Raw genomic sequence first — 21,535 nt, 5'->3', positions numbered from 1 at the left:
GCTACTTCTTGCCCGACTTCTCCGCCGGCTGGGTGGTGGACAGAGCAGCCACGAACGCCTCCTGGGGGACCTCGACGCGGCCGACCATCTTCATCCGCTTCTTGCCCTCCTTCTGCTTCTCCAGCAGCTTGCGCTTGCGGGTGATGTCACCGCCGTAGCACTTGGCGAGGACGTCCTTGCGGATGGCCCGGATGTTCTCGCGGGCGATCACCCGCGCGCCGATGGCGGCCTGGATCGGGACCTCGAACTGCTGCCGCGGGATCAGGTCCTTCAGCTTCCCGGCCATCATCACGCCGTAGGAGTAGGCCGCCTCGCGGTGGACGATCGCGGAGAACGCGTCGACGGGCTCGCCCTGGAGCAGGATGTCGACCTTGACCAGGTCGGCGTCCTGCTCGCCGGAGCGCTCGTAGTCGAGCGAGGCGTAGCCCTTCGTGCGCGACTTCAGCTGGTCGAAGAAGTCGAAGACGATCTCGCCCATCGGCAGCGTGTAGCGCATCTCGACCCGGTCCTCGGAGAGGTAGTCCATGCCGCCGAGCGTGCCGCGCTTGGTCTGGCAGAGCTCCATGATCGTGCCGATGTAGTCGGACGGGCTGAGGATCGTGGCCTTCACGACCGGCTCCCGCACCTCGGCGATCTTGCCCTCGGGGAACTCGCTCGGGTTGGTCACCTCGATCTCGGTCCCGTCCTCCATCAGCACGTCGTAGACGACGTTGGGGGCCGTCGAGATCAGGTCGAGGTTGAACTCGCGCTCGAGCCGGTCGCGGGTGATCTCCATGTGGAGCAGCCCGAGGAAGCCGCAGCGGAAGCCGAAGCCGAGAGCACCGGAGGTCTCCGGCTCGTAGGTCAGCGCCGCGTCGTTGAGCTGGAGCTTCTCCAGCGCCTCGCGCAGGTCGCCGAACTGGTCGCCGTCGATGGGGTACAGCCCGGCGTAGACCATCGGGTTGGGGTGCTTGTAGCCGCCGAGCATGTCGGTGGCGCCGTGGTGCTGGGTCGTGACGGTGTCACCGACGCGCGACTGCCGCACGTCCTTCACCCCGGTGATGAGGTAGCCGACCTCACCCACGCCGAGCTCGCCCGCCTTCACCTGCTCCGGGCTGATGACGCCGACCTCGAGCATCTCGTGGGTGGCGTTGGTCGACATCATCTTGATCCGGTCGCGGTGGGTGAGCTGGCCGTCGACGACCCTGACGTAGGTCACCACGCCGCGGTAGGTGTCGTAGACCGAGTCGAAGATCAGCGCGCGCGCGGGTGCGTCGGCGTTGCCGACCGGGGCCGGGGTCTGCCGCACGATCTCGTCGAGGAGCGCCGCCACGCCGTCGCCGGTCTTGGCGCTGGTCAGCAGCACCTCCTCCGGCTCGCAGCCGACCAGGCCGGCCAGCTCCGCGGCGTACTTCTCCACGTTGGCGCTGGGCAGGTCGATCTTGTTGAGCACCGGGATGATGTGGAGGTCGGCCCCCATGGCGAGGTAGAGGTTGGCCAGGGTCTGCGCCTCGATGCCCTGGGCGGCGTCGACCAGCAGGATCGCGGCCTCGCACGCCTCGAGGCTGCGCGAGACCTCGTAGGTGAAGTCGACGTGGCCCGGGGTGTCGATCATGTTGAGGACGTAGGTGCCCGGCTCCGCACCGGCCGCGTTGCCCGCCTCGACGGTCCACGGCATCCGCACGGCCTGGCTCTTGATGGTGATCCCGCGCTCGCGCTCGATGTCCATCCGGTCGAGGTACTGCGCGCGGGCGGCCCGCTCGTCGACCACCCCGGTCAGCTGGAGCATCCGGTCCGCGAGCGTCGACTTGCCGTGGTCGATGTGGGCGATGATGCAGAAGTTGCGGATGATCGCCGGATCGGTGTGGCCGGGACGGGGCGCGGCGGCGGGGCTGCTCACGGGCTCGGGTCGCTGCTTTCAGGGTCGCGGGACTGAATGGTCCAGACGATTCTTCCACGGGGCGTGACCTCGGCCTGCATCGTGCGTTGACCTCGCGGGGAGGCAGTAGCAGCACCGTGGTGCGCCCATGCGAGAACCGGGGGGTTCCGGCGCCACCACGGGCGGTCTCCTACGGCCCCGCCACGCCGGGGGGTGTGGCGGGGCACTCGCCCCGGGCCGTCGAGGCGGGAGGATGACGTCATGCCGTCCGTCCCTCCCCCGACCCGCGACACCGCCGTCCGGCTCGAGTGGCACGTCCTGCCCCGCCCGCTGCGCGACGCCGTTGCCGCCCGCTGCGGATCGCCCGTCGTGGCTGCCCACTCCCGGACGCGCGGCTTCACCCCCGGGTTCGCCTCGGTGCTGGAGTGCGAGGACGGGTCGCGGCACTTCGTGAAGGCGGCCTCGCTGCGGGCGCAACGGATGTTCGCGACCGCCTACCGCGAGGAGGCCCGCAAGCTCGCAGTCATCCCGGCCGAGGTGCCCGCGCCCGCGCTCCAGTGGGTCATGGACGACGAGTGGGTCGTGCTCGGCATCGACCACCTCGAGGGCCGCCATCCCGCACGTCCGTGGCGCCGCGAGGAGCTCGACGCCTGCCTCGACTCGCTCGAGGTGGTCGCGACGGAGCTGACCCCGCCGCCCGAGGGGCTCGTCGTGTCCGACGCCGTCGACGACCTCGCCCCGTTCCTCGAGCACTGGGAGGTCGTCCGCACTGCACCGCCCGACCTGCCGCTCCTCGCCGAGCACCTCGACGAGGCCGTCGAGCTCGCCCGGGGGTACGCCGCGGTGGTCGGCGGCGACACCGTGGTCCACTCCGACCTGCGTGACGACAACGTGCTGATCGACGGCGCCGGCCGCGCCTGGTTCTGTGACTGGAACTTCCCGGTGAGGGGTGCGTCGTGGCTCGACTCCCTGCTGTTGCTGATCGGGCCCCGGGGCGACGGGCTCGACGTGGACCAGGTGATCGCGGCAAGGCCGTTGCTGCGCGACGTGCCCGCCGACGGCCTCGACGCCGTGATCGCGCTGGTCACCGGCTACTTCCTGAAGTCGATGGCCGACCCGGTGCCGCCCACCTCGCCGCGGGTCCGTGACCACCAGCGGTGGCAGGCGGAGGTGTGCTGGGAGTGGCTCTGCCAGCGTCGCGGCTGGGGCTCGTGATGATTTTGTTGGCCTGATCGGCCGCTGCTAACCTTGCACGTCGCTCGCGGCTGCTGCCTGCGAGCCCACCATCTCAGCTCCATCCACCACCGACCGAAGGCTTCATCAGTGGCGAACATCAAGTCCCAGATCAAGCGGAACAAGCAGAACGAGAAGCGTCACGAGCGCAACAAGGCCGTCAAGACCGGCCTCAAGTCCGCCGTGCGCAAGTTCCGCGAAGCCGCCGACGCCGGCGACAAGGACGCCGCTGTCACCGCCGGTCGTGACGCTGCCCGCAAGCTCGACAAGGCCGTCTCGAAGGGCGTCATCCACAAGAACCAGGCCGCGAACCGCAAGTCGGCCATCGCGAAGCGGGCCGCGTCGCTCTGACGCCCCGCCGCACGACGAGGACCCGCTTCGGCGGGTCCTTCGTCATTTCCCGGGGGTGTCAGTGGTCGCGAAGACCGGTCACGGTGAGGACCAGCCGCTCCAGCGTGTAGGACGCGTCACTGGCCGCCCCCTTGATGTCGGCGTCGGCCTGGGCCACGGCACGGATCACCCGGGCGATCCCCGCGTCGGTCCAGGCACGCGACTGGTCGCGCACCGTGCGCACCTTCCACGGCGGCACCCCCAGATCGCGCGCCAGGTCGGCGTCGCGCTGGCCACGGCCCGCGGCGAGGTAGCGCGCGATGCTGCGGGCACTGCCGGCGAACGCCGAGGTGACCAGCACCGGCGCGGTCCCGGTGTCGAGCGCCCAGCGCAGCTCCTCGAGCGCGGAGGAGCGCCGACCCCAGAACGCCGCGTCGGCCACGGCGAACGACTTCGCCTCCGCGCGACCCCCGAAGTACTGCTTCACGTGGGCCGCCCCGAGGGTGACCTCGGGAAAGTCGCTGACGAGCTGGTGGCCGGCGGCGGCGAGCGAGCGCAGGTCGTGGCCCACCGCCTGCACCAGCGCCGACGCGGCCTCCTGGTCGATCCTCCCGCCGGCGGCACGTACCTCGGCGACGACGAACCCGGCGAACTCGGACGCCTTGAGCTCCGCCGACTTCACCTCGGTCACGCTCGCCTGCTTGCGCAGCCTGGTGAGGACGCCGCTGCCCTTCTGGCCGCCCCCGTGGACCAGGACCAGGGCCACGTCGTCGACCGGCGACGCGGCGTAGCCGAGGAGGCCGTCGACGGACTCGTCGGGGAGGTCCTCGAGGCCCCGCACCACGACGCAGCGGGTGGCGGAGAACAGCGAGGGGGCGGACAGCTCACCCAGGGAGGCGGCCGTCAGGTCGACGGCCCGGGTCTCGGACTGCTCCGCCTCGGCGTCGTGGCGTCGCACGACCTCCCGGACCTGGGACACCGCCCGCTCCCCGAGGAACTCCTCCTTGCCGGTCACCAAGGTGATGCGGCCGAGGACGTCGGAGGCGCGGGGACCAGCCATGAGGGCGACCCTATCGGGACGTGGCGACACCGAGACCGCCCTCCTCGACGGTCACGGCGACGTCGCCGTCGAGGTCGGTGCGCAGGGCCTCCGCCCCCGTCCCGACCAGCGGGTCGAGGGCGTCGGGCGAGGGGTGCCCGTAGTCGTTGTCGGCTCCCACCGACACCACGGCCACCCGGGCGCCGAGCCCGGTCAGCCACCCGACGTCCTGGTGGCGGCTGCCGTGGTGGGGCACCTTCACGACGTCGACCGACAGCCCCGGCCATGCGCGCGCGATGGCCGCCTGGCTCGGGGGCTCGACGTCGCCGGTCAGCAGCAGCCGCACTCCCCTGACCTCGACCAGCAGCACGACGCTGGCGTCGTTGGGGTTGTCGGGATGGGCCGCGGGCGGCGGCCAGAGAACCTGCAGCGTCAGCTCCCCCACCCTCCGGGTCGTGCCGTACGACGCCGAGCCGGTCGTCTCGGTGGCGCCGACGACCCGCCCGTCGGCGACCCCGACGCGGCCGTCGACGTGGTCGGCGTGGGGGTGGGTCAGGACCAGCAGCGGCACCCGCGCGACGTCGAGCCGGTCGAGGCACCGGTCGACGAGTGCGGGGTCGGGGCCGGCATCGACGACCACGGCACTGCCCGGCCCCGCCCGTAGCACCAGGGCGTCACCCTGGCCGACGTCGCAGGCGACCATCACCCAGCCGTCGGGCGGCCAGCCCGGCGTGGGTGGCCGCACGAGCACGCTGACGACGACGAGGAGGCAGCAACCGACGCCGCCCACCGCACGGGCCAGCAGCCGGGGCAGCAGCAGGGCGAGGCCCCCGACCAGCAGCGTGAGGACCGCCAGGGCGACGGGACCGGTGCCCCAGTCGAGCGCGGCCGTCGGGAGAGCAGCGCCCCGGCGGGCGACCGCGACGATCCAGGCGACGCACCAGCCGGCGAGGGTGCCGAGCAGGCGTCCGGCGGGGTCGGAGATCAGTCCCACCAGGCCACCGACCAGGCCGAGCACGGTCGCGGGCCCCACGGCCGGGGACACCAGCAGGTTGGTGCCGACCGCCACCAGGCTCACCTGGGCGGAGAGCGCGGCGACGACGGGCGTGCACGCGAGCTGGGCCGCGAGCGGGACGGACACGGCCTCCGCCACCCAGCGGGGCGTCCACCGGGCCAGGGCGTCACGCAGCCCCGGACCCAGCATGAGGATGCCCCCGGTGGCGAGGGTCGAGAGGGCGAAGCCGGGCGACAGCGCGAGCGAGGGATCGAGCAGGAGGAGCCCGACGACGGCGACCCCGAGCGCGCGAGTGCCACGACGGCGGCCGTCGACGCCCATGCCGACGAGGGCGACCGTCCCCATCGCGGCCGCCCGGACCACGCTGGGCTCGGTCCGCGCCAGCAGGACGAATCCGACGATGCCGACGGCGCCCACGACGTAGTGCCCGCCGCCCCGCACGCCGCACCACCGGCCCGCCAGCAGCAGGAAGCCGACGACGAGGGTGAGGTTCGTCCCGGACACGGCGAGCAGGTGGGTCAGGCCGGTGACCCGGAAGTCGTCGGCCAGCGCCTCGTCGAGGGCCGCGTCGTCGCCGACCACGAGGGCCGGCACCAGCGCCGCCTGTGCGTCGGGGCGGTGGGCCACCGAGTCGCGCAACGACCCGCGCACCGCCGCCGCGCCCCGCCACCAGGGACCCGGGGCAGCGACCACCGACGGCTCCCCTGTCGCGGCCGCCACCGCCGACAGCGGGTCGCCCCGCTCCTCGGCCGGTGACAGCCGGGCAGTGAGCCGGACCCGCGCACCGAGGGGCACCCCCGTCCACGACGCGTCGGCGAGCAGGAGCACCGGCGCCCGGACCTCGTAGGCGACTCCTCGGCCCGCCACGCGCACGACCGTGGCGCGCAGCACGACGCCGTCGGTGAAGCCAGAGCGCAGGGCCCGCGGGTCGGAGGTGATGACGGCCTCGGCCTCGACGACGGCCCGCTCGGCGGCGAGCCAAGCGACCGGGTCGTGGGCCACGCGTGCCTCACGGACCGTGGCGCCCGCGGCGACGGCGCCGAGCACCAGCACCGCAGCGACCAGGGCTCGGCTCCCCCGCCACCGGGCCGCCAGCAACCCGACCAAGAGGACCAGCGCGGTCACCGGACCCGGCAGCAGGACGCTCAGGCCGCCCGCCCACGCGGCGAGTGCGAGGGCGGGCATCCGCAGGTCGGTCACACCGTCACGAAGGGGGTGATCGTCGCCAGGGTCGCGTCACCGATCCCGTCGACCTCCAACAGCTCGGAGACCGCGGTGAACCCACCGTGCTCCTCACGCCACGTCATGATCGCCTGGGCCGTGACCGGTCCGACCTCGGGCAGCGACTCGAGCAGGGTGAGGTCGGCGGTGTTGAGGTCGACCAGCGCGGCGCCGGGCGCACCGGCCGATGGGGGGACCGCGGTGGCAGGGAGGCCGGTCGCAGGAGCCGCGACCCCGACCACGACCTGCTCGCCGTCGACGAGCAGCCGCGCGAGGTTGAGCCCCGAGAGGTCGACGCCGGGCCGCGCGCCGCCCGCCTCCTCCAGCGCGTCGACCACCCGGGCACCGGCCTCGAGCACGACGATGCCGGGGCGGCGCACCTTGCCGGTGACGTCGACCGTGACCGTCTCCTGCTCCGTCCGGTCGACCGGGTCGGGCGGTTCCTCCGCGGCGGGCGCGGCCAAGGGCGTGGCGACCGCCACCGGCGCCGGCGGAGGGACCGGCACCGGCTCGGAACGCAGCACCCACCAGGCGGTGACGCCCAGTCCCAGCGCCACGACCACGGCGACCACGGCCAGCGGACCGGGTCCGAGCGTCACGCGCCCCTGCAGCGGCTCGGGCAGCCACCGGTCACCGCCCCGGTGACGCCGGGCGGCGTGGCGTCCCGGCACCGGCAGCGGGTCCGGCAGCGGGTCCGGCAGCGGGTCGGGCTGGGGCGGCGGCCCGGCGGGGCCGTCCGGTCCCCCGCCGCCACGCACCGCCGCCAGCTCGCGGTCGAGCAGGTCGAGGCGGCGCGCCACGGCGGCGCGCTCGGGACGCTCGGGACGGATCGGCATGGCCGCGACGCTAGGTCGGCGTCGTCCGCCGCCGCCGGGCCGACGGAGCCGGCTGTGGAGAACCCGGTCCGACGTGGAGTTGTGGACGGAGGGTGGCTCAGCCGCGCGGGTCGCGGGGCCGCGAGGAGACGCACACGGCGAGCATGCCCGGACCGACGTGGGCACCGAGCACCGCGCCGACCTCCCCGCACTGCACCTCACGACCGTCGAGGTTGTCGGCGAGCCGTTCGGACAGCCGGTCCGCGAGCTCACCGGCGCGTGCGTCGGCGGCGAGGTGGGCGACGCCGACGTCGACGAGGTCCTCACCGGCAGCAGCGACCGCGAGCTCCTCGAGCCGGGTGAGCGCCCGGCCGGTCGTCCGGACCTTCTCCAGCGTCGCGACCCGCCCCTCGGTGATGGTCAGCAGCGGCTTGACCGCCAGCGCGCCACCGAGCAGCGCGGCCGCAGCGCCGATCCGGCCGCCGCGGCGGAGGTACTCGAGGGTGTCGACGTAGAACAACGAGGTGGTGCGGGACGACCGCTCGCGCGCGGCCTCCGCGGCCTCCTCGGGTGTGCCTCCGGCATCCAGCACGTCGGCGGCCGCGAGGACCGCGAAGCCCGTGGCGATCCCCACCTGCCGGCTGTCCACCGTGATCACCGGCACGGAGGCGTCGCGGGCGGCGAGCTGCGCCGACTCGAAGGTGCCGCTCATGTCTCCCGAGAGGTGCACGGAGACGATCGCCTCGGCGCCGTCGGCCGCTGCCTGCTCGTAGACCTCGAGCATCACGGCGGGCGCGGGACGCGAGGTGCTGACCGGCCGGAACTCGCGCAGCGCCTCGGCCACCAGCTCCGGGGTCGCGCCGTCCGCGCCCTCGTCGTGGACCTCGGCGCCCACGACGACCTGCAGCGGCACCACGACGATGCCACGTTCCGCCGCGACCTCGGGCGGCAGCGAGGCCGTCGAGTCGGTGACGATCACGGTCCGGGCCATGCCCGGACCCTATCCAGTGGCTGCGCCCACCGGCCGCGGCCGGGCGTCCACCGGCGGGCGTGGTGCTCGCCGACGCGCGGTGACCGTCGCCAGGCCCACCCCCACCAGGGCGACCGCGGCGCCAGCGAGCTCGACCGGGCTCGGCCGCTCGCCCAGGAACACCCAGCCGCACGTGAGCCCGACCGGCGGCACCAGCAGGACGAACGGCACCACGGCGCCGGCCGGGTGACGTGCCAGGAGCGAGTTCCAGATGCCGTAGCCCAGCAGCGAGGCCCCGTAGACGGTGTAGGCGGTGCTGACGGCGGCCGTCGTGGAGAACCCGGAGAGGGCGGACCCCACCTGGGCCGGCCCGTCGACCAGCAGCGACAGCGCCAGCGCCGGGACCGGGACGACCAGGGCCGACCAGACCACCACCGAGAGACCGCCGCTGATGCCGGCGCGCCGGCTGACGACGTTGCCGACGGCCCAGGACAGCGCGGCTCCGAGGATGACGACGACGGGGAGCACGGCGTCCGCCGAGCCCCGGGCGCTCGCCACCACCAGCAGGCCTGCGCTGCCCACGAGCGCGCCCACGCCCTGCCGCCGGGTCGGGCGCTCGCCCAGCGCAAGAGCGGCCAGCGCCATCGTCAGCACGACCTGCGCCTGGAGCAGCAACGAGGCCAGTCCGGAGGGCAGGCCGAGTGCCAGCGCGAGGTAGAGGAGCGTGAACTGCCCCAGGCTCATGAAGGCGCCGATCGCGACCACCTCACGCATCCGGCCCCGCGGCCTCGGCACGAAGAGCACCAGCGGGAAGGCGACCAGGACGAACCGGATCGCGACGAACAGCAGCGGCGGCACCTCCGCGACGCCGACGTCGATCGCGACGAAGTTGCCACCCCAGACCAGCATCACGAGGACGGCGAGCAGGGAGTGACGCAGCGGCATACATCCAGTCTCGAACGTCGGATCATGAAGCACCAGCGAACGTTCGTGTGGTGATTCGTTTACGCTGACTTCATGATCGACCCGGTCGCCCTTCGGTCGCTGGTCGCCGTGCGCGACCACGGCAGCGTCGTTGCGGCCGCGGCCGCCCTGGGGTTCACGCCCTCCGCGGTCTCCCAGCACGTCAAGCGCCTCGAGGCGCAGAGCCGGCAGCCGATGCTCGAGCGGGTGGGTCGCGGCGTGGTGCTCACCGAGCGCGCCCGACAGCTCGCCGACCGGGGAGCCCGGCTGCTCGCCGAGCTCGACGGCCTCGACCGGCTGGTGCAGTCACCCGACGACCTGGTGGCCGGCACCGTGCGACTCGCGACGTTCGCCACCGCCTGCCGCGGGCTGGTCGCCCCGCTCCTCCCCCGGCTCGCAGAGGCGGCGCCCCAGCTCCGGCTGCAGGTCCTCGAGGACGACCCGCGCGAGGTGGTCCTCGCCGTGGCCCGCGGCCGGGCCGACCTCGGCATCGTCCACGACTGGACCTCGGTGCGCCTCGACCTGCCGGCCGACGTCGACGCCACCCCGCTGCTGGTCGACCGCGCCGACATGCTGGTCCACCGCGACCACCGGCTCGCGGGCCGCCGCCGCGTGACCCCCGCCGACCTCGTCGACGAGCACTGGGCGATCACCCCCTCCGGGACGATCTGCCACGACTGGCTGCTGGAGATGTACGCCCAGCACGGCATGCGACCCGACCTGCGCTACGAGGCCGACGACTACGCCACCCACGTCGCCCTGGTCGCCGAGGACGTCGCCATAGCGCTGGTGCCCCGCCTGGGGCGGGTCGTGCTCCCCGACTCGGTCGTCGCCATCGAGGTCGAGGACCCCACGCCGGAGCGGACGGTGCAGCTCATCTGGCGGCACGCCGGTGCGACCAGCGCCGCCCGTGCCCTCGTCCAGCGCGAGCTCGAGTCCGTCGTCGCCGACCGCTGGTCCTGACCTGCGGCCGAGTCGCAGGTCCGGGACCGTCGAGTCGCAGACTCGTGACCGCCGAGTCGCGGGCACGCGTCACTCGCGCGCGACTCGCGTGTCACAAACCCACGACTCGACCAGTCAGACGACGATGTTGACGAGCTTGGGGGCGCGGACGATGACCTTGCGGACGGGCGCGCCGTCGATCGCCTTCTGCACGGCGGGGTCGGCCAGGGCGGCGGCCTCCAGATCGGCGTCGGAGACGTCCGGGGAGACCTCCAGCCGGGCGCGGACCTTGCCCTTCACCTGCACGACGCAGGTGACGGAGTCCTCGACCAGCAGTGCCTCGTCGACGGTCGGCCAGCCGGCGTTGGCGACGCTGGGCTCGTGGCCCAGGCGCGCCCACATCTCCTCCGCCGTGTACGGCGCCACCAGGCTCAGCAGCACGGCGACGGCCTCCACGGCCTCCCGGACCGCCGGGTCGGCGCCGCCGGGCCCGGAGTCGATGGCCTTGCGCACGGCGTTCACCAGCTCCATGGTCCGCGCGACCATCACGTTGAACCGGTGCCCCTCGACCAGCTCCGCGGCCTCGTGGACCGTCCTGTGGGTGACCTTGCGCAGCGCCTCGTCACCGGCGCTCGCGTCGACGCCCACCTCGGAGGTCACGTCGCCGGCCAGCCGCCACGCGCGCTGCAGGAAGCGCAGCGACCCGGCGGGCGACACGTCGGCCCAGTCGATGTTGTCCTCGGGCGGGCTGGCGAAGACCAGCGTCAGCCGCACCGCGTCGACGCCGTAGTCGGCAAGTTGTCCCCCCAGACTGACGCCGTTGCCCAGCGACTTGCTCATCTTGCGGCCGTTGTTGATGACCTTGCCCTGGCTCAGGTAGGCCGCGAAGGGCTCGTCGAAGTCGACCAGGCCCAGGTCGCGCAGCGCCTTGGTGAAGAACCGGGCGTACAGCAGGTGCAGCACCGCGTGCTCGTCGCCGCCGATGTAGATGTCGCACGGCATCCAGGCGTTGACCAGGTCGGAGTCGAACGCCCGGGTGTCGTCGTGGGGCGAGCAGTAGCGGAACATGTACCAGGACGAGTCGACGAAGGTGTCCATGGTGTCGGTGTCGCGGGTCGCCGGGCCCCCGCACGTCGGGCACTCGACGTCCACCCAGTCGGTCGCCGCCCCCAGCGGGGAGACGCCCTTGGGCTTCAGGTCGGCGCCACGCAGCTCGGGCAGCGTGACCGGCAGCTGGTCGTCGGGCACGGCGACCTCGCCGTCGACCGGGCAGTGGATGATCGGGATCGGGGCACCCCAGTAGCGCTGCCGGCTCAGCAGCCAGTCGCGCAGCCGGAAGTTGACGGTGCCGCGGCCCAGCCCGCGCTCCTCCAGGAACGCGATCGTGGTGCGCTTGGCGTCCTCGACCGACAGCCCGGACAGGTCGATGTCGTCGTTCGCGGAGTTGATCGCCGGGCCGTCACCGGTGAAGGCCTCGCCCTCCCAGTCCTCGGGCGGCTGCACCGTGCGCACCACCGGCAGGCCGAAGACCTGGGCGAAGTCCCAGTCGCGCTGGTCCTGGCCGGGGACGGCCATGATCGCGCCGGTGCCGTAGTCGGCCAGGACGTAGTCGGCCGCGTAGACCGGGATCTCGGCGCCGGTCAGCGGGTTCGTCGCCGTGACGCCCAGGTCGACGCCGGTCTTGGGCCGCTCGGTCGACTGCCGCTCGATCTCGGTGCTGCGGCGCACCTCCTCGCGATAGGCCTCGAACGCCGGGCGCCGCGCGTCGGTCACCAGCTCGTCGGCCAGCGCCGCGTCGGCCGCGACGACCATGAAGGTCGCGCCGAACAGGGTGTCCGGCCGGGTCGTGTAGACCGTCATCGGCTCCTCGCGTCCCGCGACGACGAAGTCCACGTGGGCGCCCTCGGAGCGGCCGATCCAGTTGCGCTGGGCGTTGACGACCTTGGTCGACCACGTCGACTGCAGGTCGTCCAGGCTGTCCAGCAGCTCCTGGGCGTAGGCCGTCGTGCGGAAGTACCACTGCGTCAGCTCGCGCTTGGTCACCTCGGCGCCGCAGCGCTCGCAGGCGCCGTCGACGACCTGCTCGTTGGCCAGCACCGTCTGGTCGTTGGGGCACCAGTTGACCGGCGAGTTCTTCCGGTAGGCCAACCCCTTCTCGCGCAGCCGCAGGAACAGCCACTGCGTCCAGCGGTAGTAGTCCGGGTCGGAGGTGTTGAAGCGCCGCGTCCAGTCGAAGCTCACGGCGTACTTCTGGAAGGACTCGAACTGGGTGTCGATGTTGCCGTAGGTGTAGTCGGCCGGGTGGGCGTCGTTGCGGATCGCCGCGTTCTCCGCGGGCAGGCCGAAGGAGTCCCAGCCCATCGGGTTCATGACCTCGTAGCCACGCTGGCGCCAGTAGCGCGCGATGACGTCGTGCAACGCGGTCACCTCGGCGTGACCCATGTGCAGGTCGCCGCTGGGGTAGGGGAACATCGTCAGCGCGTAGCGCTTCTCGCGCTCGCCGGAGAGCACCGCGGCGTCGTCGGCGGTGAAGGGCTGCAGGTCCTCCCAGCCCTGCTGCCACCGGGCCTCGACCTCGTGGACGTCGTAGTGCTGGTCGTCCGCGGTCCCCGTCTGCTCGGGCTGCTCGCTGTGCTGCTCCATGGTCCCTCTCGTCTCGTTCCCTGCTGCCTCGGCTGGTCGGCACATGAAAAAACCCCTCGAGCACGAGGGGCAGCCGCGTCGGGTGGTGCGTGACCGACGCGGCTAGGTAAGGAGCAGGGACCTGCGCATGCAGCCATGGTAGCGAACGCTCACGCCCCTCGCTCCCACGCGTGCCCGCGCACCACCTCGGCGACGGTGATGGAGTAGTCCTCGTAGTAGGACGAGCGCCCGGCGCGCTGCGCCTCGACGTGGTCGGGGTGGCGGGCCCAGGCGGCGTGGCTGGCGGCGTCGGCGAAGCGGACGACCGTCACGCGTTCGCCGTCGTCGGCGGTGAAGACCTTGTGCTCGACGTAGCCGGGCATCGTCCGTGCGATCTCGCTCATCCGCACCGCGTGGTCGGCGTAGGCCGCCGCGCCGTCGTCGCGCAGCCGCGACCGGAAGACGGTCATCACCTCGCCGGTGCTCGCGGGCCGGGACGTCATGTGGCCAGACTAGGGTCACGACATGACCGTCAACGAGATGTTCCGGCTCGACGACCGGGTCGCGATCGTGACCGGCGCCTCCAGCGGGCTCGGGGTGGCGTTCGCGCAGGCGCTGGCCGAGGCCGGCGCCGACGTGGTGCTCGGCGCCCGACGCGTCGAGCGGCTCGAGGAGACCGCCGCCCTGGTCCGGGCGGCCGGTCGCCGGGCCGTCACCGTCGCCACCGATGTCGCTGACCCCGACTCCTGCCAGGCCCTGGTCGACGCCGCGGTCTCCGAGCTCGGTCGCGTGGACGTGCTGGTCAACAACGCCGGTGTCGGCACGGCCGTCCCGGCCACCCGGGAGACCCCGGAGCAGTTCCGCCAGGTCATCGACGTCAACCTCCACGGCTGCTACTGGATGGCGCAGGCGTGCGGGCGCGTCATGCAGCCCGGTTCCAGCATCGTCAACATCTCCAGCGTGCTGGGCCTCACCACGGCCGGGCTCCCCCAGGCGGCGTACGCCGCGTCGAAGGCCGGCCTGATCGGCCTCACCCGCGACCTGGCCCAGCAGTGGACCGGGCGCAAGGGGATCCGCGTGAACGCGGTGGCGCCGGGCTTCTTCGCCTCCGAGATGACCGAGCAGTACCCCGAGGGCTACCTCGAGGCCCAGCAGCAGCGCATCCCCATGGCCCGCAAGGGGGACCCCGCCGAGCTCGCGGCGACCGTGGTCTGGCTGGCATCACCGGCCGGTGGCTACGTCACCGGCCAGACCCTCGCCGTCGACGGCGGGATGACGATCACCTGACGTCGGAGTCCCTCACCTCCGCGTGGCGTCGCAGCCACCACAGGCCGACGAACGGCAGCACCAGCGGCACGAAGCCGTAGCCGATGCCGAAGTCACTCCACACCGTCTGGTCCGGGAACCACTGCGGCTCGACCAGCGACAGCGTCCCGACCACGACGACGCCCACGGCCTCGAAGGCGAGCGCGCCCCCGGCGACCCGGTGGGCCGTCCGCGACGTCCGGCGCAGCGCGAGCGTGGCGACGAGGTAGACGACGGCCGCGACGGCCGAGAGCGAGTAGGCCAGGGGCGCCTCGTCGAAGCGGGTGGAGAGCTGGACCGCCGAGCGCGCGCCTGCCGCGACCGCGAAGACGGCGTAGACGGCCACCAGCACCTGACGTCCGGTCGAGTGCCTCACCGCGTCTGCACCAGCCGCACGACGCAGACGGCGACGGCCAGCAGCGCGACGGCGACGACCCACCCCGAGACCGGCTCCGGCTCCGGGGCGTCGTCCACCGCGTTCGGGCGCATCGTGAGCGCGGGCACGAGCCCGACCGCCGCGAGCGCGTAGCCGAGATGGGTGACCATGCTGTCGGGCCGGTCCGCGGAGCCGGCGCGCAGCAGCAGCCCGAGGTCGGCGACCACGAAGAAGACGACCACCCCCTCCGCGGCGTACGTCGCGAGCCGGACCGGCCGGTCGAGCGACGTGACCCGGGTGCTGACGGCCGCGGCGACGGCGAGCAGGACGAGGGCGGCCGCGAGCGACCAGGCGAACAGCGTCACGGACGCAGGCTAGCGACGACCGTGACGGCGGGTCGGGCTACCCCTGGTCGGGCCGGATGTTCTGGTTGAACCGGAAGCGGTTGTCCGGGTCGTAGCGGCGCTTGAGGTCGACCAGTCGGTCGTAGTTGTGCGCGTAGTTCGCCCGGATCCGGGACTGGTCGTCCTCGGCCATGAAGTTGACGTAGCCGCCTTCCTCGGAGTGGGGCGCGGTCGCGGCGTAGTAGTCCTTGACCCAGGCGGTGTTGGCGTCGTTGTCGGCAGGGTCCGGCCACATCCCGGCGATCACGGTCGCGAAGCTCGCGTCCCGGTAGGCGAACGCCGTGTCGGCGGAGCCGACCCGGTGCGCCGCGCCGTTGATCGGATAGATGTGCATGGTGGAGTTCACCGCCGGCACCCGAGGACCGTGCTCCAGGTGCGCGGCGATCACGTCGTCGGACAGCTCGGTGACGAAGCTCGCCTTCCAGTAGTGCTGCAGGCCGGGCGGCACCAGCGCGTCGAACGCGCTGTTCAGCGCCGGGTAGGGCATCACCCCGACGTGCTCGGCGACCGTCGGACCGACGTCCCGGACCGGCTCCAGCGCCTTCGCTCCCTCCTCGGGGTCGCCGGCCCAGCAGGCGACGAGCGCGACGAACGGCTCGCCGTGCCGCTCCTCGGGGATGAACGGCAGCGGCGGCGCGATCTGGTAGGCCGGGAAGCAGCCGAGCTTCTCCGGCGCGTCGACGATGAAGTCGCGGTAGAACCGCAGCAGGTCGCCGGCCCGGTCGAGCTCGAAGAACATCGGTCCGCCGTAGATGTCCTTGACCGGGCTCATCCGGAACTCGAAGGACGTCACGACGCCGAAGTTGCCGCCGCCACCACGGATCGCCCAGAAGAGGTCGGCGTCCTGCTCCTCGCTGGCGACGTGGAAGCTGCCGTCGCCGGTGACCACGTCGGCCGAGAGCAGGTTGTCGCAGGAGAGGCCGAGCCCGCGGGTCAGGTAGCCGATGCCGCCGCCGAGCGTCAGCCCACCCACGCCCGTCGTGGAGATGATGCCGCCGGTCGTGGCGAGCCCGAACGGGTAGGCCGCCGCGTTGAGGTCGCCCCACGTCGCTCCGCCCTCCACCCGAGCGGTCCGGCGCACCGGGTCCACCCGGACGCCGCGCATGGCGGACAGGTCGACGACGAGGGCGTCGTCCGCGGTGCCGAAGCCGGGCACGCTGTGCGACCCCCCGCGCACGGCGACCGGAAGGTCGTGCTCGGCGGCGAACCGGACCGCGGCCATCACGTCGCCGGTGTTGGCCGGCCGGACGACGAGCGCCGGGCGGCGGTCGATCATGGCGTTGTAGACGCGGCGTGCGTCGTCGTAGTCGGCGTCCCCCGGACCGGTGACCGTCCCCCGCAGGGACTCACCCAGCTCGGCAGTGGCAGTGGCAGTGGCAGGCATCGTGCGCTCCTCGTCTCGCCACCGGCTGGTCGGTGCCGAGCGGTCCCGAGCGCGCCTGCCCCGCCCGTCGATCGGCGGTCTGCGGTGGTGGTGCAAGGACGTCCTTGACGTTAGACCTGCCCGTCCTGCACGGCAAGGGCGCCGGCACGAACGACGAAGGCCCCGCTCTGGCGAGCGAGGCCTTCGGTGCCGGTGGAGCTGAGGGGACTCGAACCCCTGACCCTCTGCATGCCATGCAGATGCGCTACCAGCTGCGCCACAGCCCCGGATGGTTGCCCTGCGACAACCCGGTGAACGTTAGTACATCGCCGGTGACGACGCGAAATCGGGGGTCGCGTTCCAGGCGTCCAGCCGGAGCGGTCGGTCGGAACCGTCGGTGACCAGCACGGCGACGGCACAGTTGGTCATGCCGCGCAGGCCTCGGACGACGTCCTCGGGCCACCCGAGGAGCGTCGCCACGGCCACCCGGAGGCTCGCGCCGTGGGTCACCGCGACGCCCGTCCCGCCGGGGGCGGTGGCCTCGAGCAGCTCGCGCGCGGCGGGCACGATCCGGTCGTGGACGTCCGCGGTCGACTCCGCGCCCGGCACGGCGCCGTACTCGCCGCGGTTCCAGGCGTCGTGCTCGGCCGGGAAGCGCTCGGCGAACTCGGCCATCGTCAGGCCGGTCCGCTCCCCGAGGTCGTACTCCCGCAGCCGCGGGTCGACCCGGGCGGTGAGACCGGTCGCCTCCTCGACGTGGGCCGCCGTCTCGCGGGCGCGAGCCAGGTCGCTGGTCCACAGCACCGACGGCGCGAAGGTCGCGGCGACCCACGGCCCGGCGAGCCTCGCCTGGGCCTGACCCACCTCGTCGAGCCCGACGTCGGCGTGCCCCTGCCCCCGGCCGATCGCGTTCCAGGCCGTGCGGCCGTGGCGCAGCAGGACCAGGCGGCGTGCGTCAGGCACCGGCGGGACCGGCGGTCACGTCGGCCGGCAGGTCGATCGTCGGGCAGTCGCGCCAGAGCCGCTCGAGGGCGTAGAACTGGCGCTCCTCCTCGTGCTGGACGTGCACGACGATCTCGCCGTAGTCGATCAGCACCCAGCGGCCGTCGCGCTCCCCCTCACGGCGGACCGGCTTGGCGCCGATCTCGCGCAGCTTGTCCTCGACCTCGTCGACGATCGCCTTCACCTGGCGGTCGCTGCCTCCCGAGGCGATGACGAAGGCGTCGGTGATGGCCAGCTGGTCGCTGACGTCGAAGGCCAGGATGTCGGTGGCGAGCTTGTCGGACGCCGCGCGGGCGGCGGCGGTCACGAGCTCGACGGCTCGGTCGGTGGCGGTCATGCTGCTCCGGTCGGATCTGGGTTCTGGACGTAGAGGTGGTGCTTGGCGACGTACTGCACGACACCATCGGGTACGAGGTACCAGACGGGCTCACCCTTGCGGGCCCGCTCGCGGCAGTCGGTGGAGGAGATCGCCAGCGCGGGGATCTCGACCAGCGTGACGCGGTCGTGCGGGATGTCACCCAGCATCGAGGGTGTCATGTCGTAGCCGGGACGCGTGCATCCGACGAAGTGGGCCAGGTCGAAGAGGTGGTCGGCGTCGCGCCACGTGAAGATGTCCGCGAGCGCGTCCGCGCCGGTGATGAAGTAGAGCTCTGCGTCGGGGAGCTCGGCTCGCAGGTCACGGAGCGTGTCGATCGTGTAGGTCCGCCCGTCCCGGTCGATGTCGACGCGCGAGACCCGGAACCGCGGGTTGGCGGCCGTCGCGATGACCGTCATCAGGTAGCGGTCCTCGGCGGGCGAGACCACCCGGTCGGACTTCTGCCAGGGGTCCCCCGTGGGGACGAAGACGACCTCGTCGAGGTCGAACCAGGCCTGCACCTCGCTCGCGGCGACGAGGTGGCCGTGGTGGATCGGGTCGAACGTGCCACCCATGACCCCGACCCGGCGGATCGGGGTGGCCTGGGCAGCAGGACCGTTCAGCGCTCGACCTCGTCGCGGGCGGGGCTCAGCTGTGCTCGCGGCCGCCGCCGAAGGCGACCAGCGCACCGATGAGCGCGAGCAGGAGGACCAGGACGCCGCCACCGATCGCCCAGCTCAGGGCGTGGCTGACCTCGTGGGCGGACTCTTCGGCGGCCAGGGTCACGGCGGTGACGATGCTCGACATGACGCTCATGCTATCGGGCCGACTCCGCGGTCAGCGCACGTGGCCGTCGCCGGTCACGACGTACTTCGTCGAGGTCATCTCCGGCAGGCCCATCGGGCCCCGCGCGTGGAGCTTCTGGGTGCTGATGCCGATCTCGGCGCCGAAGCCGAACTCACCCCCGTCGGTGAACCGGGTCGAGGCGTTGACGAGCACGGCCGCCGAGTCGACGGCGGCGACGAAACGTCGGGCGGCAGCCTGGTCGCGGGTCAGGATCGCCTCGGTGTGGCCGCTGGAGTGGCGGTGGACGTGCTCGATCGCGGCGTCGAGGTCCGGGACGACGGCGGCGGAGATGTCGAGCGAGAGGTATTCGACGTCCCAGTCGTCCTCCGTGGCCGGGACGACCCCCTCGTACGCCGCGAAGGCGGCGTCGCCGTGGACGGTCACGCCCGCCTCCTGCAGCGCCGCCACGACGCGCGGCAGGAAGGTCTCGGCCACGTCGGCGTGGACCAGCAGGGACTCGGCGGCGTTGCAGACGCTGGTGCGGTGGGTCTTGGCGTTGAGGACGATCGCGAGGGCCTGGTCGAGGTCGGCGGCCGCGTCGACGTAGACGTGGCAGTTGCCGACCCCGGTCTCGATGACGGGGACCGTCGACTCCTCGACGACCGACCGGATCAGGCCCGCTCCCCCGCGCGGGATCAGCACGTCGACCAGGCCCCGCGCCCGCATCAGCTCCTTGACGCTGTCGTGGGAGTGGCCGGGCACGAGCTGGACCACGTCCGCCGGCAGCCCGGACCGCTCGGCACCGGCGCGCAGCACCTCCACGACCGCCGCGTTGGAGGAGCGTGCGCTCGACGACCCCCGCAGCAGCACCGCGTTGCCGGACTTGAGGCAGATGCCGGCCGCGTCGGCGGTCACGTTGGGGCGGGCCTCGTAGACCATCCCGACGACCCCGAACGGCACCCGGACCTGGCGCAGCTCGAGCCCGTTGGCCAGCACGCTGCCCCGGACGACCTCGCCGACCGGGTCGGGCAGGCCCGCGACGTCGCGCAGGCCCTGCGCCATCGCCTCGACCCGCTCGGGGGTGAGCCGGAGCCGGTCGAGGATGTTCGGCGGCGTACCGCCGGCCTCGGCGCGCCGGAGGTCGTCGGCGTTGGCGGCGAGCACCGGCTCGGTGGCCGCCACCAGGTCGTCGGCCATCGCGATCAGGGCCGCGTCCTTCTCCGCACGGGTGGCGAGGGCGAGCGTGCGGGAGGCCGCGCGCGCACGTTCGGCGACGCGCCGGAAGGTTTCTGCCACGAAAACAGCCTAGAGGGGCAACCTCGGGGCGATGCTGTGCGTCCATGTACGTGATGGGGGACACACGGGCGTCCTCCCTTGCCCGGAAGAAGGCACCATGCCAGCTCAGCACCACCGCCGCACGGCAGCCGTCGGCCTCGCGGTCGCGGCCCTCGCCGCCGGCGCGCTCACCACGTCGCCCAGTGCGACGGCAGCACCTACCGAATCGCCGATCCGGCTCATGGCCCCCGACTCGATCACCGTGCGCAGCCACGACGGCTACGTCTACTCCGACTTCGGCCTCGAGATGGCCGCCCAGAACCAGGACTTCGAGATCCGGGCCAACCGCGCCAGCTATGACGACCCGATCGTCGCCGTGTGGAAGTCGGCCGGCGGCGACGTGCCGATCGAGGGCGAGGGCACCACGATGTCGTCGTGGCAGGGTCTCGACGGCTTCCTGAAGGTCGTGGTCCGCAAGGTGGGCCGCAAGCGCCCGGTCTCCACGCAGGACGGCATGACCGGCTGCTTCAACTCGTGGAGCTCCCGCGCCGTCGCGCCCGACCACGCCTCGGGCAACGACTACCCCTGGAACTGCCCCTACAACCCCTACACCCAGGGCTCGGTCATGGGCATCGCCAAGGGCTTCGCCGTCTCCGCACTCGGCGACTACGGCTACTACGCGAGCAAGATGAAGCCCGGCGACTACCGGGTCAAGGCGACCATCGCACCGGCGTGGCAGGAGTTCTTCGGCATCTCCGCCGAGGACGCCACGTCCGTGACCGCCGTCCGGGTGCGCAAGGGCCGTGACGGCTGGCGACCCGCTCAGCGGACCGCCCCCGACACGGCGTCCGGACAGCAGCTGGAGGAGAACCCGGGGGCTCCGGCCCAGGAGTCGGCCGGAGCGCTCGCCAACGAGTTCGCTCCCGACCTCGAGGCGCTGCCGGCGTTCGGCATCGGGATGAACCGCAAGGGCACCGCGGTCCGCTTCGGCGCCAACGTGTGGAACGGCGGCAACGGTCCGCTGGTGGTCGAGGGCTTCGAGCCCGACACGGCCGCCGCCCGCGCCAAGCACGAGGGGGAGGAGCACCTCGACGCCTACCAGTACTACTTCGACGGCAACGGCGAGATCACCGGCCACGACCTCGTCGGTGAGTTCACCTTCCACGAGGGCAACCACAACCACTGGCACTACGAGGACTTCGCGGCCTACACGCTGCTCAACGAGGACATGACCGAGGCCGTCCGCTCGTCCAAGGTCTCGTTCTGCCTGGCCAACACCGACGCGATCGACTACACGATCGAGCACGCCGACTGGCGGCCGGAGAACACCGACCTCTCCAGCGACTGCGGCGGCCGCGGCGCGACCTACCTCCGCGAGGTGCTGAGCGCGGGCTCCGGCGACACCTACTACCAGTACCGCACCGGCCAGGCGTTCCGCGTGGGCAACCTGCCCGACGGTGACTACTGGATCTCGGTCGAGGCGAACCCGTTCGGCCGCCTCCAGGAGCTCGACACCGAGAACAACCAGAGCCTCCGCAAGATCACGCTGTCGACCAACAAGCGCGGGATCCGCAAGGTGACCGCCGAGCAGGTCGGCGTCATCCAGGAGGACTGGGGCTACTACCGCAGCATGCGCAACGCGGGCTGACCCCCGCCGAGAC

21 protein-coding genes and 1 tRNA gene are annotated in these 21,535 nt (G+C 72.7%); 5 read left to right on the top strand and 17 right to left on the bottom strand.

Annotation, left to right across the window (positions count from 1 at the left end):
* Position 1 precedes the first annotated feature (1 nt).
* Positions 2-1,879 carry a translation elongation factor 4 gene (gene lepA, locus ABD091_RS16965; protein WP_343920619.1) on the bottom strand — a complete coding sequence of 626 codons (1,878 nt, stop codon included), beginning with the start codon at positions 1,877-1,879 and terminating at the stop codon, positions 2-4.
* Positions 1,880-2,119: 240 nt separating this feature from the next.
* Between lepA and ABD091_RS16960 the strand changes: the two genes are divergently transcribed.
* Complete coding sequence (locus tag ABD091_RS16960) at positions 2,120-3,073, top strand: hypothetical protein (protein ID WP_343920617.1); 954 nt, start codon at positions 2,120-2,122, stop codon at positions 3,071-3,073.
* A 108-nt stretch (positions 3,074-3,181) separates the two neighbouring features.
* Complete coding sequence (gene rpsT / locus ABD091_RS16955) at positions 3,182-3,442, top strand: 30S ribosomal protein S20 (protein ID WP_343920615.1); 261 nt, start codon at positions 3,182-3,184, stop codon at positions 3,440-3,442.
* 58 nt (positions 3,443-3,500) lie between these two features.
* Here the strand turns inward: rpsT and holA are convergent, their stop codons facing one another.
* The 5 genes from holA to ABD091_RS16930 all read right to left on the bottom strand — a co-directional run bounded on the left by holA (position 3,501) and on the right by ABD091_RS16930 (position 9,426).
* Positions 3,501-4,481: a DNA polymerase III subunit delta gene (gene holA, locus ABD091_RS16950; RefSeq protein WP_343920613.1), complete on the bottom strand. Its 981-nt coding sequence runs from the start codon at positions 4,479-4,481 to the stop codon at positions 3,501-3,503.
* 10 nt (positions 4,482-4,491) lie between these two features.
* Entirely contained in the window at positions 4,492-6,675 is a 2,184-nt protein-coding gene (locus ABD091_RS16945) for a ComEC/Rec2 family competence protein (protein WP_343920611.1), read from the bottom strand.
* Positions 6,672-7,532: a ComEA family DNA-binding protein gene (locus ABD091_RS16940; protein ID WP_343920609.1), complete on the bottom strand. Its 861-nt coding sequence runs from the start codon at positions 7,530-7,532 to the stop codon at positions 6,672-6,674. The genes ABD091_RS16945 and ABD091_RS16940 overlap by 4 nt, the downstream gene beginning before the upstream one ends.
* 97 nt (positions 7,533-7,629) lie before the next feature.
* Complete coding sequence (locus ABD091_RS16935; RefSeq protein WP_343920607.1) at positions 7,630-8,502, bottom strand: DegV family protein; 873 nt, start codon at positions 8,500-8,502, stop codon at positions 7,630-7,632.
* A 9-nt stretch (positions 8,503-8,511) separates the two neighbouring features.
* Positions 8,512-9,426 carry an EamA family transporter gene (locus ABD091_RS16930; RefSeq protein WP_343920605.1) on the bottom strand — a complete coding sequence of 305 codons (915 nt, stop codon included), beginning with the start codon at positions 9,424-9,426 and terminating at the stop codon, positions 8,512-8,514.
* Positions 9,427-9,498: 72 nt separating this feature from the next.
* Here ABD091_RS16930 and ABD091_RS16925 point away from each other — a divergent pair, with 72 nt between their 5' ends.
* The gene (locus tag ABD091_RS16925; RefSeq protein ID WP_343920603.1) at positions 9,499-10,407 is read left to right on the top strand and encodes a LysR family transcriptional regulator; all 909 of its coding nucleotides are present in this window, start codon (positions 9,499-9,501) and stop codon (positions 10,405-10,407) included.
* Positions 10,408-10,521: 114 nt separating this feature from the next.
* Here ABD091_RS16925 and leuS read toward each other — a convergent pair whose 3' ends face one another.
* Positions 10,522-13,029: a leucine--tRNA ligase gene (leuS, locus tag ABD091_RS16920; protein ID WP_343920601.1), complete on the bottom strand. Its 2,508-nt coding sequence runs from the start codon at positions 13,027-13,029 to the stop codon at positions 10,522-10,524.
* Positions 13,030-13,178: 149 nt separating this feature from the next.
* Positions 13,179-13,511: an antibiotic biosynthesis monooxygenase family protein gene (locus ABD091_RS16915; protein WP_343920599.1), complete on the bottom strand. Its 333-nt coding sequence runs from the start codon at positions 13,509-13,511 to the stop codon at positions 13,179-13,181.
* 22 nt (positions 13,512-13,533) lie between these two features.
* Here ABD091_RS16915 and ABD091_RS16910 point away from each other — a divergent pair, with 22 nt between their 5' ends.
* Complete coding sequence (locus ABD091_RS16910; RefSeq protein ID WP_343920597.1) at positions 13,534-14,295, top strand: SDR family NAD(P)-dependent oxidoreductase; 762 nt, start codon at positions 13,534-13,536, stop codon at positions 14,293-14,295.
* Here ABD091_RS16910 and ABD091_RS16905 read toward each other — a convergent pair.
* The 9 genes from ABD091_RS16905 to ABD091_RS16865 all read right to left on the bottom strand — a co-directional run bounded on the left by ABD091_RS16905 (position 14,288) and on the right by ABD091_RS16865 (position 19,895).
* On the bottom strand, positions 14,288-14,689 hold the full coding sequence (locus ABD091_RS16905; RefSeq protein ID WP_343920595.1) for a hypothetical protein: 402 nt from the start codon (positions 14,687-14,689) through the stop codon (positions 14,288-14,290). The genes ABD091_RS16910 and ABD091_RS16905 overlap by 8 nt on opposite strands.
* Positions 14,686-15,054 carry a hypothetical protein gene (locus tag ABD091_RS16900; protein WP_343920593.1) on the bottom strand — a complete coding sequence of 123 codons (369 nt, stop codon included), beginning with the start codon at positions 15,052-15,054 and terminating at the stop codon, positions 14,686-14,688. The genes ABD091_RS16905 and ABD091_RS16900 overlap by 4 nt, the downstream gene beginning before the upstream one ends.
* Before the next feature lie 37 nt (positions 15,055-15,091).
* Positions 15,092-16,477: an FAD-binding oxidoreductase gene (locus tag ABD091_RS16895; protein ID WP_343920591.1), complete on the bottom strand. Its 1,386-nt coding sequence runs from the start codon at positions 16,475-16,477 to the stop codon at positions 15,092-15,094.
* A 193-nt stretch (positions 16,478-16,670) separates the two neighbouring features.
* A tRNA-Ala gene (locus ABD091_RS16890) sits at positions 16,671-16,743 on the bottom strand.
* A gap of 31 nt (positions 16,744-16,774) precedes the next feature.
* Positions 16,775-17,419: a histidine phosphatase family protein gene (locus ABD091_RS16885; protein ID WP_343920589.1), complete on the bottom strand. Its 645-nt coding sequence runs from the start codon at positions 17,417-17,419 to the stop codon at positions 16,775-16,777.
* Positions 17,412-17,795: a ribosome silencing factor gene (rsfS, locus tag ABD091_RS16880; protein ID WP_343920587.1), complete on the bottom strand. Its 384-nt coding sequence runs from the start codon at positions 17,793-17,795 to the stop codon at positions 17,412-17,414. The genes ABD091_RS16885 and rsfS overlap by 8 nt, the downstream gene beginning before the upstream one ends.
* Positions 17,792-18,436 (bottom strand): nicotinate-nucleotide adenylyltransferase, encoded by a 645-nt coding sequence (gene nadD, locus ABD091_RS16875; protein ID WP_343920966.1) that lies wholly within the window; start codon positions 18,434-18,436, stop codon positions 17,792-17,794. The genes rsfS and nadD overlap by 4 nt, the downstream gene beginning before the upstream one ends.
* Positions 18,437-18,461: 25 nt before the next feature.
* On the bottom strand, positions 18,462-18,620 hold the full coding sequence (locus ABD091_RS16870; RefSeq protein ID WP_343920585.1) for a hypothetical protein: 159 nt from the start codon (positions 18,618-18,620) through the stop codon (positions 18,462-18,464).
* Positions 18,621-18,650: 30 nt separating this feature from the next.
* Complete coding sequence (locus tag ABD091_RS16865; protein ID WP_343920583.1) at positions 18,651-19,895, bottom strand: glutamate-5-semialdehyde dehydrogenase; 1,245 nt, start codon at positions 19,893-19,895, stop codon at positions 18,651-18,653.
* A 97-nt stretch (positions 19,896-19,992) separates the two neighbouring features.
* On the opposite strand from ABD091_RS16865, the gene ABD091_RS16860 reads away from it, so the two are divergent.
* Entirely contained in the window at positions 19,993-21,522 is a 1,530-nt protein-coding gene (locus ABD091_RS16860; RefSeq protein WP_343920581.1) for a lysyl oxidase family protein, read from the top strand.
* Positions 21,523-21,535 lie beyond the last annotated feature (13 nt).

The sequence above is a fragment of the Nocardioides aestuarii genome, from assembly GCF_039527245.1.
Lineage (GTDB): Bacteria > Actinomycetota > Actinomycetes > Propionibacteriales > Nocardioidaceae > Nocardioides > Nocardioides aestuarii.
This window is presented reverse-complemented; position numbering and strand designations above follow the sequence as displayed.

Excerpts from the sequence above, each read along its gene's own strand:
- ABD091_RS16960 (WP_343920617.1), top strand. The coding sequence starts at position 2,120 with ATGCCGTCCGTCCCTCCCCCGACCCGCGACACCGCCGTCCGGCTCGAG.
- holA (WP_343920613.1), bottom strand. The coding sequence starts at position 4,481 with ATGGCTGGTCCCCGCGCCTCCGACGTCCTCGGCCGCATCACCTTGGTG.
- ABD091_RS16940 (WP_343920609.1), bottom strand. The coding sequence starts at position 7,532 with ATGCCGATCCGTCCCGAGCGTCCCGAGCGCGCCGCCGTGGCGCGCCGC.
- ABD091_RS16935 (WP_343920607.1), bottom strand. The coding sequence starts at position 8,502 with ATGGCCCGGACCGTGATCGTCACCGACTCGACGGCCTCGCTGCCGCCC.
- ABD091_RS16930 (WP_343920605.1), bottom strand. The coding sequence starts at position 9,426 with ATGCCGCTGCGTCACTCCCTGCTCGCCGTCCTCGTGATGCTGGTCTGG.
- ABD091_RS16925 (WP_343920603.1), top strand. The coding sequence starts at position 9,499 with ATGATCGACCCGGTCGCCCTTCGGTCGCTGGTCGCCGTGCGCGACCAC.
- leuS (WP_343920601.1), bottom strand. The coding sequence starts at position 13,029 with ATGGAGCAGCACAGCGAGCAGCCCGAGCAGACGGGGACCGCGGACGAC.
- ABD091_RS16915 (WP_343920599.1), bottom strand. The coding sequence starts at position 13,511 with ATGACGTCCCGGCCCGCGAGCACCGGCGAGGTGATGACCGTCTTCCGG.
- ABD091_RS16910 (WP_343920597.1), top strand. The coding sequence starts at position 13,534 with ATGACCGTCAACGAGATGTTCCGGCTCGACGACCGGGTCGCGATCGTG.
- ABD091_RS16895 (WP_343920591.1), bottom strand. The coding sequence starts at position 16,477 with ATGCCTGCCACTGCCACTGCCACTGCCGAGCTGGGTGAGTCCCTGCGG.
- rsfS (WP_343920587.1), bottom strand. The coding sequence starts at position 17,795 with ATGACCGCCACCGACCGAGCCGTCGAGCTCGTGACCGCCGCCGCCCGC.
- ABD091_RS16870 (WP_343920585.1), bottom strand. The coding sequence starts at position 18,620 with ATGTCGAGCATCGTCACCGCCGTGACCCTGGCCGCCGAAGAGTCCGCC.
- ABD091_RS16860 (WP_343920581.1), top strand. The coding sequence starts at position 19,993 with ATGCCAGCTCAGCACCACCGCCGCACGGCAGCCGTCGGCCTCGCGGTC.